Consider the following 14,865-nt stretch of genomic DNA (forward strand, 5'->3'; position numbering starts at 1 on the left):
ATCTGTGGTGATTCTTTTCCCACACCCCTTATTAATTTTCTCTATTGAGCATCTCCATATATTCACTGGGAGACATTTTTTCCACACTCGCAAAATAACGGTAAAAACTGGAGCGGGAGGTAAAGCCGCTCAAAAACATTAATTCTTTTACAGTGAGATTCTTTTGCAAACGTGCCTGTTCTTTAAAGTATTGCAGACGATGGAAATTAGTATAATCTCTAAAACCGGAAAAGCCATCATAATGAAGAGCCTTATTGAGCCTGTTTTCATTCGTATTCAAATCATTCAGAAATTCCTGCAAGGAATATTGAGGATTAGTAAACGATTTACTATGTTTCATGAGACTTTGCATCTGGTTGGATAGTTCAAGAACGACAGGCGAAACCGCAATTTCCCGGATGGCTTCTATTTCTTCCATCTCCAGCTCTTCTACAGGCTGGGGAGGTAAAGAAAGCGGATTCTCATTACGCAAATATAGTATATTCAAAAAAAGGACGGGAAGGATTACAATATAGCCGAATACGTTAAAACATAATCCACTAGTGCCCAGCATCAGCCAAATATAGCCGGACATGATGATAGCAAAACACATCATATAAATCGACATTGCCTGGCTCTGTTTACGCCGGACGGGAATCCATCGTCTCATATATGGAAAAAGGAAATTTACGGAAGGAGTAATTACACTGATTACAAACAGCATCAGCCTTACCCGTACATCCTGTTCACCAATATTCTCCCGAATGGAGGCAAAAGATTTTAGAGTAGTATAGTGACCGTTGAAAAACTCATAGCAACAAGCTATACATGTAATCAGCAAAATAGGGATACATAAACTGACGACTCTTGAAAAAGTCATCCATCCCGGCTTCAATGAAGCTATAGGAAAAATAGAAAAGAACTGAAAAAAGACAATCACCCGGACAATATGCCATATCGAAAGATGATTCATCGGAACTTCAGTAAAACGCGGAATCGTCTCCTCACCTCCTCTACTGAAAATCCACATCCATTCCAGATTATCACACAAAAGAAGAAAGGACAGAGTGATAGCCAATACTCCCCATGCTTTTGTAAGTCCATTATTATCTGAAGAACGTGAATAAACAAGTATTCCCAATACCAAGCCCACAATATCCAACAATAATTCAATGCAGAGAACAATTACGTTTACCATGTTTTTTTTGTTTTGAGCGACAAAAGTAGTCTTTTCGCGAAAAGAACGAGAGCATCCCACTCGCAAAAAGCGTCCCAATATAGGGAGATTTGCTAAAATGGGAACCATTTGGGGGTAATATATTTCAGACTTTTCACCTTTACTAATACTTTTGTACCAGCATTTACCCCTAACAAGAACAATTATAATATGACGCGCTACTTAAAGAATATGGAAAAAGAAATCACCATCGAAAATCAGGTAGAAGAAATCTCAATAATTGCCCAATTCATCGAAGAATTAGGCATGTCATTACATTTACCTTCCGGCATAACAATGAGTCTCAATCTGGCTATTGAAGAAGCAATAAGCAATATTATCCATCACGGTTATCCTCAAAATCAAAAAGGTGAAATTACATTGAAAACTTCCGTGGCCCCCGGCCTACTGATTGCCCAGATTATTGACGATGGTATTTCATTCGATCCCACAAAATCTGAAAATGAAGCATCAGGAAATGCACTATCTCTGGAACAGCAACTGACACAAGGTTTGGGACTCTTCTTGATTCGCCGAACAATGGATAAAGTAGAATATCATTCGACGGACAGCCAAAACGAACTAATCCTGACTAAAAAAATAGAAATGGATTTCAAACCGGAAGCAACTCTTAAAACGAATTTATGTAAAATAGAGGAAGTAATCATACTCACTGTTGAAGGACGACTGGATACTGCCAATACTAATGAATTCAACGCTCTCATCCTACCTCTATTAAACGTTCAAAATCCTAATATTATAATCAATTGTGAAGGATTGTTATATATTAGTAGTTCCGGTCTGAGAAGTCTAATTACACTCCAGAAAAGCGTAAAACAACATAATGGACAACTTGTTTTGGAAGCTATGCGTGCGGAAATACGGAAAATATTCGATATGACAGGCTGTTCCGGCCTTTTTATCATTCGTTAATTCCATTTATAATGAGAAAAGCATCTATTATTTGCAGTATCTTGCTATCTCTGTTCTTTCTGACAGAACCGGTGAATGCACAATCCATTAATCTCACACCCAAATGGACGGCACAAGCACAATTTGCAGGCTATTACGTAGCCGACAAACTGGGATTCTACAAGGAAGAGGGACTTGACGTACATGTGGTACATCCTTCGCTTTCGGCAAGCTCTTTTTCTTTTCTGCAGAAAGGGTATTCGCAAGCGGTAGTTATGAACCTATCGTATGCCTTGACTGAATATTTTGCAGGTGCACAGGTAGTCAATATCTTGCAAACCTCACAGGAAAACAGTCTGATGCTTGTCAGTCGTTCGCCACTTAAGGGTATTTCATCTTTGCAACATAAGAAAATAGGGGTATGGAATCATCTTAGTCAAGAACTACTGGATCAAATAGCCAACAAATATCAACTCCAGGTGGAATGGATACGTTTCAATGGAGGAGTCAACATTTTCCTATCGAAAGCTGTGGATATTTGTCTCGTAGGAAGTTACAATGAGTTTCTACAACTGATTGAAGCCGGTGTAAAGACTGATTCAATTCATATCATGCATTTCTCGGATTATGGATATAACCTGCCGGAGGACGGACTTTATGTTAGCAGAGAATTCTATCAGAAATATCCCCAAGCTGTACAGAAATTGGCCCGTGCCAGCATACGTGGGTGGGAATGGGCAAACGAACACCGCGAACAAACATTGGACATTATAATGGAACAAGTGCATCAACACAACATAGGAACCAACAGATATCACCAGCGTAAAATGTTGGATGAGATCTTACGGCTACAAACAAACAAGAAGAGCGGGCAACGTCCCTATCGGCTAAGCCGAGAAGTATTTGATCTGGCAACTAGTATTTTGTTGCCAGATCAAATCAAAAACACCAGCGACATTCGTTATGAAAATTTCGTAAAATAATCACATTCATTCATGAAACACACTTTTTCCCGTTCCTTTGCAACCCGGCTAAGTATCTACGTACTTTCCTTTACGTTGATTATCTTTGCTACTATTATGGCGCTATTTTATTATTATAGTCACCAGAAAGTAACGGACTTTGCCATTGAACGTACTCATGGACTATTAAGTAACATTGCAACTGAAATCAGCGGTCAGCTATTGTCGGTAGAGACTACCATAGAGCAGTCCGTTTGGGTATTGGAAAAAAACATAGACCACCCGGATTCTTTACATAATATTATTGAATCTGTTGTTAGAAACAATCAGTTCATTGTAGGAAGTGGCATCGCTTTCGTTCCCGATTATTACAAAGAAAAAGGGAAATATTTCATGCCTTATGCTTCCTTCAAAGATGAAATAAACGGCGAAATCACTTACCAGGTATTGGGTAGCCAGAATTATGACTATCCATGCATGGACTGGTATCTCATTCCCCAACTGCTTAAACAACCTTACTGGAGCGAACCTTATTATGATGACGGAGGGGGAAATTTCATCATGAGTACTTATGCCAAACCGCTGTTTGACAGTGATGGGAAATTAGTCGCAGTCTTTACAGCCAATATATCTCTGACGCAATTCACTGATACAATTAGCTTGCTGAAGCCATATCCTTCCAGCTACACCTATTTAATCAGTCGCAACGGAAGTTTCCTGACCCACATGGACAGGAATAAGATCATGAACGAAACGATATTCTCTGAAGCTTTTGCCAAAGAGAATCTTGCACAGGAACAGATCGGACATGAAATGCTGGCAGGACATACCGGAACCATGCGTTTCGATAACAAAGGAGTAGATTCGTATGCATTTTATACAACTATTCCCCAGATTGGATGGTCAGTATGCACCGTTTGTCCAAGCCAGATAATTCTTCAGGAACTAGACAGTACATCCCGAACAATCATCTATACTTTTATAGTGGGGATGATAGCCTTATTCCTGATTGTGTACAGCATCATCCGACGCCTTGTCCGCCCACTGGAGAAATTCTCCGAGTCAGCCCGCGAAATTGCGACCGGACGATTTGATGTTACCATACCAGAAGTGCATTCCAACGATGAAATCAGGGATCTGTATGATTCGCTTATCTTCATGCAGCACTCTTTATCTACTTACGTAGTTGAACTAAAAGACACGACTGCCAGCAAAGAACGGATTGAAAGTGAGCTTTCTATAGCCCGGGAAATACAAATGGGAATGCTTCCCAAGATATTCCCTCCCTACCCCGAACGCAGTGATGTAGATTTGCACGCCATACTTCACCCTGCGAAAGAAGTAGGCGGAGATCTTTATGACTTCTATATGGATGGTAACCGCCTCTACTTCCTAATCGGCGATGTATCAGGAAAAGGCGTACCCGCTTCTCTGTTTATGGCAATCACCCGCAGTCTGTTCCGCACTTTATCTCAGCAGGTGCTTTCACCGGCCAAGATTGTGACAGATATGAACAATTCAATATCTGATAATAACGATTCCAATATGTTTGTCACGCTTATCGTTGGCATCCTTGATTTGGAAACGGGAAAACTGAAACTGTGTAATGCCGGACATAATCCTCCCATACTGATTCGTCCGGACGGACAGGTTTCTTTCTTGGAATTCAAGACCCAGATATTTGTTGGCGTCATTGAAGAATTTGCCTATACCGAAGATGAAACGACATTGGAAAAAGGAAGTAAACTGTTCCTTTACACCGATGGAGTGACAGAAGCTGAAAATACAGAGAAAGAGCTATATGGAGACGAGAAATTATTGGAAACATTGTCTGATAATACCACGTCTGACGTACGTACCACTGTAAATGGTATAGTGGACTCTATAGCAGAGCATGTCAAGGAAGCCGAAGCCAGCGATGACTTGACTATTTTACTTATTCAATATGAACCCGGGACAACAAACAATTAAGCACATATCATTATGGAAAGAGAAATAAAGATCTCAAACGATTTAAATGAAATTTCAGTTTTAGCCAGTTTCATCGAAGAACTGGGAGAGGAACTTTCTTTGTCATTTGAAACGACAATGAATATCAATCTGGCATTGGAAGAGGCCGTAGCCAATATTATTATGTACGCCTATCCAACTCAAGAGCAACACACCATCCTATTAAGAGTAACTTACAGCGAAAAACAACTTGTTTTCCTATTAACGGACAAGGGAGCCTCTTTTGATCCGACACAAGTAGATGAAGTAGATGTTACACTTTCTTTGGAGGAACGTCCAATCGGAGGTCTGGGAATATTCCTCATACGAAGCATTATGAACGAAATATCTTACCAACGTATCGACAATGAGAATCACCTCATTATGAAAAAAGACATTTGACGCGGGGCGGAAAGATTGTATAGTTTTCCAGCCAATTCATGGGGTATATCAAAGATTTCACTATCTTTGATGCCATTATTAATCTTATGAACTAATAATGAGCAGCCTTAACAAAATAGCAATCTGTCTACTTTTTCTATGCGCAGGGGTTAATTATGCTTTTTCTGATATTCCGGAGCAAATCAACTTCTCCTATATCTCTATTAATGAAGGATTGTCACAAAGTACTGTATTCTCTATCGATCAGGACCAACGAGGCAATATGTGGTTCGCAACTTATGACGGAGTTAACAAGTACGATGGGTATTCATTTACAGTTTATCAGCACAATGAAGATGATCCGAACAGCATCGCTAATGACATTTCGCGAATCGTAAAGACTGACAGTCAGGGACGGGTTTGGATCGGCACGCGGGATGGTTTGTCATATTATGATGAGGAGAAGGATAAGTTCAGAAATTTCTTCTACGAAAAGAAGGGGAAGAAGCTGCAAATCAACGGTATTGCGGAGATCTCACCGGAACAACTGCTCATAAGTACACAGGAAGGTCTGACTATGTTCGATATTAAAGAATCACGATTCGTTGATGATTCTTTTAGTACGGCTATGCATAAGATAGTGGCTTCTGCTCTTTACAGGCAAGGCGATATTATCTATATCGGCACCCCGGTTGACGGGCTTTACAGCTACTCCATTCCTCAAAAGAAACTGGAAAGAATTACTCCGATAACGGGCACTAAACAGATTCAAGCCATTTTGCAACAATCTCCTACCCGCATCTGGATAGCTACCGAAGGAGCCGGTCTACTTCTATTTAACCCGAAAACACAAGAAGTCAAAGCTTATCATCATTCTTCTTCCAATCCTAAAAGTATCAGTTCCAATTATATCCGTTCTCTGGCATTGGATTCGCAAAATCGCCTATGGATAGGAACATTCAATGATCTAAACATTTATCATGAAGGAAACGATTCTTTCGTTTCTTACAGCAGTAGTCCGGTAGAAAGCGGCAGTCTGTCACAGCGTTCGGTCCGCAGTATCTTTATGGATTCGCAGGGCGGAATGTGGCTTGGAACCTATTTCGGAGGACTAAACTATTATCATCCGATCCGCAACAGATTCAAGAATATCCAACGTATTCCATATAAGAATTCTCTAAGTGACAATGTAGTCAGTTGCATTACCGAAGATAAGAATAAGAACTTATGGATAGGAACAAATGATGGTGGATTGAATCTATATAATCCAAAGACACAACAGTTTACACACTATATCCTGCAGGAAGACGAACGGGAAATCGGTATTGGTTCCAACAATATCAAAGCCGTATATGTAGACGAACAAAAATCACTTGTATATATAGGAACACATGCCGGTGGTCTGACTGTTCTCCACCGCAACAGTGGACAAATGGAAAGTTTCAATCAGCTGAATAGCCAGTTGGTCAATGAAAATGTGTATGCCATTCTTCCTGACAAAGAAGGTAGTATCTTATTAGGAACTTTAAGTGCACTGGTTAGTTTTAATCCGGAGAAACGGAGCTTCACCACCATAGATAAAGAAAAAGACGGTACGCCATTTACTTCACAACGAATCACAATCCTGTTCAGAGATTCTCGTAAACGTCTTTGGATCGGTGGTGAAGAAGGTATATCAGTCTTTCAGCAGGAAGGGATCGAAATAGAAAAAGCTCCTATCCTTCCGGAATCCTCTGTAACAAAGATGTTTACCAATTGCATTTATGAAGCTGCCAATGGCATCATTTGGGTAGGTACGCGTGAAGGTTTCTACTGTTTTAATGAAAAAGAGAAGAAAATCAAACGATATACAACAGCTAACGGTTTACCCAATAATGTGGTCTACGGTATCCTGGAAGATACTTTCGGGCGTCTCTGGGTAAGCACCAACCGTGGTATCTCCTGTTTCAATCCGGAGACAGAGAAGTTCCGCAATTTTACGGAATCCGACGGGTTGCAAAGTAATCAGTTTAATACTTCTTCATTCTGCCGCACCTCTAACGGACAAATGTACTTCGGAGGTATCAACGGTATCACAACTTTCCGCCCGGAACTCCTACTGGACAACCCTTACACTCCTCCGGTAGTTATCACTAAACTTCAACTGTTTAACAAAACAGTCCGTCCGGATGATGAAACCGGTATCTTGACTAAGAATATCAATGAAACAGAAAGTATCACGCTAAAATCATGGCAAACGGCTTTTACACTTGAATTTGTGGTATCCAACTATATTTCAGGTCAACACAATACTTTCGCTTATAAATTGGAAGGATATGATAAAGAGTGGTATTATCTGACAGACAAACGTGCTGTCTCCTATTCCAACTTGCCGCAAGGCACTTATCATTTTCTGGTAAAAGCTGCTAATAGTGACGGGAAATGGAACACTGTACCTACGATGTTAGAAATCATTGTTCTCCCTATATGGTACAAGACCTGGTGGGCAATCGTGCTTTTCCTCGCTATTTTTATCGGCTTTATCACTTTCGTCTTCCGCTTCTTCTGGATGCGTAAAAGCATGGAGGCAGAGTTGGAGATTGAACGCAGGGATAAGGAACATCAAGAAGAAATCAACCAGATGAAGATGCGTTTCTTCATCAATATTTCCCATGAGCTTCGCACGCCGTTGACTCTTATCTTAGCTCCTCTACAAGAAATAATCAATAAGATCAGTGACCGCTGGACTCGTAATCAACTGGAATATATCCAACGCAACGCTAATCGCCTACTACATCTTGTCAATCAATTGATGGATTATCGCCGCGCCGAATTGGGAGTTTTCGAGTTAAAAGTAAAGAAAGAGAATGCACATCAACTCATACAAGATAATTTCTTGTTCTATGATAAACTGGCGCACCACAAAAAGATTACTTATACTCTCCATTCCGAATTGGAAGATAAAGAGGAACTTTTTGATCCTAATTATCTGGAACTGATTGTTAATAACCTGCTTTCAAATGCTTTCAAATATACGGAAAGTGGTCAAAGTATCACTGTGACATTAAAAGAGGAAAATAATTGGCTGGTACTGCAAGTTAGTGATACCGGTATTGGCATTCCTATCAACAAACAGGGAAAAATATTCGAACGTTTTTATCAGATAGAGAGTGAGCATGTAGGAAGTGGTATCGGTCTTTCACTGGTACAACGTCTGGTAGAATTGCACCATGGTCGTATCGAACTGGATAGTGAAGAGGGTAAAGGCAGTACTTTCTCTGTCTATCTGCCACAAGACATAAATACCTATAAATCCTCCGAGTTGGCTTCTAATGACACTCTGAATGAGGAAGGTCAGGTATATTCCACCAACTCGAAAGAAATGTATTTCATTGATACGGAAAAGGTCGAAAACGAAACGATCGAAGCCGGTGACAAGAAGCGTGGCACTATTCTTATTGTAGAAGACAATAATGAAATCCGCCATTATCTTAGCAGCGGACTTGCAGAACTCTTCAATACGCTGGAAGCCGGGAATGGTGAAGAAGCCTTGGAAAAACTGAAAGACAATGAAGTTGACATCATTGTAACTGATGTCATGATGCCTGTGATGGATGGTATCAAACTGTGTAAGAATGTGAAGCAAAATATCCGTACCTGTCATATTCCCGTGATTATCCTGTCTGCTAAAAGCGAAGTCAAAGACCAGATGGAAGGTCTGCAAATGGGTGCGGATGATTACATCCCGAAACCATTCTCACTTGCTATCCTGACTACGAAGATACAGAATATGATGCGTACCCGTAGACGTATGCTTGAACGGTATTCCAAATCCCTGGAAGTGGAACCGGAAAAGATTACGTTTAACGCCATGGATGAAGCTTTACTGAAACGTGCCGTAGCTATTGTAGAAAAAAACATGGATAATATTGAATTCTCTACTGACGAATTTGCCAGAGAAATGAATATGAGTCGTTCTAACCTGCATCTTAAATTGAAAGCTATCACAGGCGAATCGACTATCGATTTTATACGAAAGATCCGTTTCAACGAAGCAGCAAAGTTACTCAAGGATGGCCGCTATACAATAGCAGAAGTCAGTACAATGGTAGGATTCAATACACCGTCTTATTTTGCTACGAGTTTCAAGAAGTATTTCGGATGTTTACCCACGGAGTATATTAAGAAAATAAAAGGATAAATCAGTGAATTCCGAATATGAATCTGCCGGCTTGAGATTTATGTTCATTTCGGTTCGGAAAAGAACATAAAATGCTATTACTGATAATAATACATTACTATGCAGCTTTCAATTTATTCTCTTATTAGCATTATTTATCTTATTACCAAGCGAGCTTTCGTTTGACAGTTGTTGAACGAAAGCTTGACTTTAGTTAAACTATCGTTCGACTTAAGTCAAACGAAAACTCATTAGGCAATGAAATAAATATCAATAGGGAAGCTATTACTTAAAAGTAGCCAATAAGATCATTATTGTATCTAAAAGGAGTAATATTCTACATAACGAATACTGAAAGCTAATTCCCGAAAATCTTCAACCTTTAAAGAAGAAATACATTCTTTACCCCATACAAACAAAAACATTAGACAAAAATGAAAGACTATTCAACAATACCAATAGTCGTAAAATTGTCATACTCTATATATTTGCAGAGAGAGCATTATTAATTAATAGATGAAAAAGCATACTATGAATTATTTAAACAAACTGTATTCTTACCTACTTTTATCATTAATCAGCATTCTTTTTGTGAATGCTCACCCGGCAACTATAAAACAAGATATTGACTGGCCCCAATTTATGAGTCAACAAGATATGATATGGGAAAAGTTACCCGAATATTGGTATGATTCCGCCTTTTTAGGTAACGGAAAGCTTGGGCTAATGATTTATAAAGAACCTGGAAAGAACTACTTGCGCTTAGAAACAGGCAACTGCGATGTACATGATCACCGCACTAAAAGAGATGTATTCGGAATCCCTAGACTACTTACCGGACATTTTGCCCTACATCCTAAGGGCAAAATAATCAATGGAACGATGCATCTTGACCTTTGGAATGCTGAAGTTTCAACAGATATTACGACAACTAAAGGAGTCATCCACTTGCGAAGTTTTGTCCATGCGGATGAAATGATGATAATAGTAAAAGCAACAACAGAAGGAGACGAACATGACTTCCAATGGGAATGGATAGCAGCTGAAGCTAATAGTCCTCGTTATTTGATTTTCAAAAGACAAGGAAAAGCCAATAAAATACCAAAAGATTACGAACTTAATCCGACAGCAAAAATCAGTAATGAGAAAGAAGTCAATCTATCTGTCCAGAAATTATTGGCAGGAGGAGAAACGAGCATTGGATGGCAAGAAACACATAACCCCGAAACAGAACGCACCTTATGGATAAACCTAACACATACATATCCTCAAAACAATTCGAGTGAAATATGCAAAGCTGAAATCCGAAAAGCTATACGTAAAGGTTATCACCCCATGCAAAAAACACATCGTAAATGGTGGAATACTTTCTATCCTAGTAGTTTCATAACACTGCCGGAAGCACAAAAAGAAAACTTCTACTGGATACAGATGTATAAATTAGCCTCTGCAACACGTGGTGATCGTGCTCTAATAGATAACACAGGCCCGTGGCTAACCGAAACCCCATGGCCGAATGTCTGGTGGAATCTCAATGTTCAACTTACCTATTGGGCACTGAATACTTCCGACCATCTAGATCTGGCAGCTTCTTTAGAAAATGCCCTCTACAATCATATAGATCAGTTACGCCTCAACATTCCCAAAGCTTACCGCCATAACTCATTAGGAATAGGGGTTGCTTCCAATTTGGAATGTATGACTACAGAAGTAGGAATTCCAGGAAAAGGCAAAGCTCAAGTAGGACTACTTCCATGGGCCTGTCACAACCTATGGCTTATCTACCGACATAAAATGGATGATGATATTTTACGAAATAAATTATTTCCTTTATTAAAAGAATCAATCAACTACTATTTGCATTTCCTGAAAGAAGGAGACGATGGAAAACTTCATCTCCCAGCAACTTACTCCCCCGAATATGACACCGTGGAAGATTGCAATTTCGACCTCGCTCTGCTACGTTGGGGATGCCAAACACTACTAGAATCAGCCCATCGTCTGAATATCCAAGATTCATTGATTGAGACATGGAAAAATGTGCTTCTTAAACTGACTCCTTACCCCACAGACGAGAATGGATTACTTATCGGAAAAGATATGCCGTATGCTTTCTCACACAGACATTATTCACATTTACTTGCTATTTATCCTCTATACTTAATTAATAAAGAACAACCGAATGATATTGAAATGATTGAGAAATCATTGTCTTTTTGGCAAAGCAAGCCCACAGCTCTCCTAGGTTACTCATGCACAGGAGCATCTTCCATTTCCTCTGCTATCGGAAAGGGAGACGATGCACTAGCCTATCTAAATAAATTATTTGGTAAATTTCTTAGTTCGACGACTATGTATAAAGAAAGTGGGCCAGTTATTGAGACACCTTTATCTGCCGCCCAAAGCATTCACGATATGTTATTACAGAGTTGGGGGGGAAAGATTCGCATTTTCCCAGCTATCCCCGCTACATGGAAAGACATTGCTTATTCAGGTCTGCGCACGGAAGGGGCATTTAAAGTATCTGCCAGTAGAAAGCAAGGAAAGACACAATTTATCCATATTAAAAGTCTGGCAGGAGAGCCTTGCATTGTAACGACTGATATAGTTAACCCTATTTTTGAAGGAAAAAGAAACTTCACTATACAATCATTCCCAAACAACACCTTCCAAATTGATTTAAAGAAAGGAGAAGAGGTCTTCATTTCCCCCCAAGGAGAAAAGCCAGATTTTATCATTTCTCCGATTCCTCATACTTCTAAAAATCATTATGGATTAAAAATCATTCACCAGAGGAGGTAAAAATGTACAAAACCAACCTTGTAAACACTGGTAGATTAGATTACATTATGATACATAAAAAGCCTGCTATCAGATCCGTAACAGGCTTTTTAGACAGAAGTAATATATGATTCAACAAATTTAATATCAAAAAAATCATTTTTGAACAAAGTGTGAACAAGCCAGACTGTAGTCTATAATTTAATAAGCTAATTTTGCAAACAGTAAAATATAACTTTTAATAATTAAAACCTAATAAAGTATGAAGAACATCTTCTTTATTTGTATGTTCGCAACCGTTGCTTTTACCGGATGCGTAGATGATGATGATGACTTATTAACAGGTGAAGTTAGTCCAGGAGTAGAAATACTTCCTGAAAACAAACCTAATGAAGTTGTAGACTCAAAGTTATTTGAGATCATTAACCTCGATTACCCAGGATTAGAGAAAGTGAAAAAATTCTATGAAAATGGAGAATACTATTATGCAGCTAACGAATTACTAGAGTATTATAGAACAAGAGTAGACGTAAACAACCCTAATGTCAACTTGATTAACCCAACAATTTCCGAGAAAGATCAACGCATTGCCGATCAAGCACTTGAACATCGTTTCTATGTAAAAGGATTCGCCGAAAGTGTAGATGAAGTAACTAAACTAGAAACATATTATTCTTTCTATGATGCATCTGCAAAGAAAATAGATTGGAATGCCAACGAAGATAAACAGAAAAAAGAGCAAGAATTCAGATACCAACTTCATCGCCATCAATGGATGCTTCCCCAAGCAAAAGCATACCGTATTAGTAAAGATGAAAAATATATCCAATCATGGATTGAAGCATATGGCAGTTGGATCGAAACATTCCCATATACTCCCGGAACCATATTCCCACCAGCTGGCGGTTCCGAAAATGATGTAGACTATCAATGGAAAGGCCTACAAGTAGCAGAAAGAGTTCTTTCCCAAGTAGACATTATGCCCTATTTTATTCATTCCACAAATTTCACTCCGGAATGGCTTTCTACTTTCTTGGTTGCATTTGAAAAAGAGGTAGAGTGTATTCGATTGAATTATTATCAAAGTGGCAATATCTTAATTTCTCAATATCAAGCCGTAGCCACTGCTGGCATGCTAATGCCGGAATTTAAGAATGCATCAACATGGGCTACAGAAGGAACACAAGGATTAAACGAATCATTAGACACACAATTTAATGATGATGGAGTGGAATATGAGTTAGATTTTAGCTATCATACTGCTGCCATTAGTGACTTCCGAGAAATATATCTTATAGCTCAAGCTAACAACAAAACTAATTTATTGTCTCCCAGCTACATCAGCAAACTAAAGAAAGCAACAGAATTTGTTATGGATATGATTTACCCTAATTATACTATAGACAATTTCAATGATACCCGTTCAGCTTCATATTCTAAAAGCACTTTGTTGAATAGGCTAAAGGAATATTCTGCTATGTATCCTGACAATAATGAGCTATTATGGGTAGCAACAGAAGGAAAGAACGGAAGTAAACCTTCATACACAACTAAAGCTTATAGCACCTCTGGTTATTATATGTTACGCAGCGGTTGGGATAAAGATGCAACCATGATGATTCTAAAGAACAACTACAATCCTACCAATCAATGGCACTGCCAACCTGACAATGGAACCTTCGGTTTATACCGCAAAGATCGTAACTTCTTCCCTGATGCAGGTGTATTTACCTACAATACTGGAGCTGCTCGTACTAAATACGCTTCAACTGTTAATCATAATACAATGACTATTATGAGTAAAACCATTGGAGTTGCTAAGCCAACCGGCCAAGGTGGCGTAATGGAAGGAAAAATGATCAAATTAGAAACTAAAAATAATGTAGACATTTTAGTTACGGAAAACCAACAATCAGATGACATCACCCACCGTAGAACTGTATTCTTTGTTAATCAGAAATTCTTTGTGATTGTAGACGAAGGTTATGGCGCATCTACGCTTGGTACTAAGACAAATATAAATTTCCATCTGCTTAGTGATAAAGATACTCCTTCTGTATTTGACAAAAATCTGCAAACATCTGTAAACAATAATAAGTATTATCAGGCATACACTAATTTTGCTAGTAATAATATTTTTGCTGGCACATTTACAGAAACGAGTCAAGATCTAACAGCCAAAGCATTATCTACAACAGATGTGACCAATGTAGTATCTACAAACACAGACAAAGAAGATGGTCCTATACGTCTAGGCTACCAAATCACTCTTCGTCAGCCTAAAATTACGCCTATTGAAATCAGCGCAACCCGCTATATAACAATTCTCTGCCCATTTGAAAACGATACAGAACGGGAGGAGCTGAAAGTTGATGCCAAATTTACTGATAATGAAGATGGAACGGCTGGAACGTTCCATTCAGAAGGGGTATCTATTCAAGTCACAGTCAAAGGTACAGTGTACGATCTTTCTTCAAAATAAATCT

8 protein-coding genes are annotated in these 14,865 nt (G+C 39.0%); 7 read left to right on the forward strand and 1 reads right to left on the reverse strand.

All coding sequences use genetic code 11. The annotated features are described in order from the left end of the window. Positions 1–31: 31 nt before the first annotated feature. Complete coding sequence (locus AB5217_RS10370) at positions 32–1,177, reverse strand: AraC family transcriptional regulator (RefSeq protein WP_032846247.1); 1,146 nt, start codon at positions 1,175–1,177, stop codon at positions 32–34. 210 nt (positions 1,178–1,387) lie between these two features. On the opposite strand from AB5217_RS10370, the gene AB5217_RS10375 reads away from it, so the two are divergent. The 7 genes from AB5217_RS10375 to hepC all read left to right on the forward strand — a co-directional run bounded on the left by AB5217_RS10375 (position 1,388) and on the right by hepC (position 14,861). Beyond that, entirely contained in the window at positions 1,388–2,128 is a 741-nt protein-coding gene (locus AB5217_RS10375; RefSeq protein WP_032846221.1) for an anti-sigma factor antagonist, read from the forward strand. A gap of 11 nt (positions 2,129–2,139) precedes the next feature. Then, complete coding sequence (locus AB5217_RS10380) at positions 2,140–3,090, forward strand: ABC transporter substrate-binding protein (RefSeq protein ID WP_009000747.1); 951 nt, start codon at positions 2,140–2,142, stop codon at positions 3,088–3,090. A 12-nt stretch (positions 3,091–3,102) separates the two neighbouring features. Then, a complete protein-coding gene (locus AB5217_RS10385) occupies positions 3,103–5,040 on the forward strand; it encodes a SpoIIE family protein phosphatase (RefSeq protein WP_032846218.1) in 1,938 nt (645 codons plus the stop codon). A 12-nt stretch (positions 5,041–5,052) separates the two neighbouring features. Beyond that, positions 5,053–5,460: an ATP-binding protein gene (locus AB5217_RS10390; protein ID WP_004325354.1), complete on the forward strand. Its 408-nt coding sequence runs from the start codon at positions 5,053–5,055 to the stop codon at positions 5,458–5,460. Between the two features lie 97 nt (positions 5,461–5,557). After that, entirely contained in the window at positions 5,558–9,619 is a 4,062-nt protein-coding gene (locus tag AB5217_RS10395) for a two-component regulator propeller domain-containing protein (RefSeq protein ID WP_004325353.1), read from the forward strand. Positions 9,620–10,129: 510 nt separating this feature from the next. Then, positions 10,130–12,400 carry a glycosyl hydrolase family 95 catalytic domain-containing protein gene (locus AB5217_RS10400; RefSeq protein WP_004325352.1) on the forward strand — a complete coding sequence of 757 codons (2,271 nt, stop codon included), beginning with the start codon at positions 10,130–10,132 and terminating at the stop codon, positions 12,398–12,400. A 241-nt stretch (positions 12,401–12,641) separates the two neighbouring features. Beyond that, positions 12,642–14,861 carry a heparin-sulfate lyase HepC gene (gene hepC / locus AB5217_RS10405; RefSeq protein WP_032846261.1) on the forward strand — a complete coding sequence of 740 codons (2,220 nt, stop codon included), beginning with the start codon at positions 12,642–12,644 and terminating at the stop codon, positions 14,859–14,861. The last annotated feature ends 4 nt before the right edge of the window (positions 14,862–14,865 follow it).

This window comes from Bacteroides sp. MSSM.1001136sp1_RTP21357st2_D2_RTP21359_211015, assembly GCF_040913205.1.
Classification (GTDB): Bacteria; Bacteroidota; Bacteroidia; order Bacteroidales; family Bacteroidaceae; genus Bacteroides; species Bacteroides ovatus.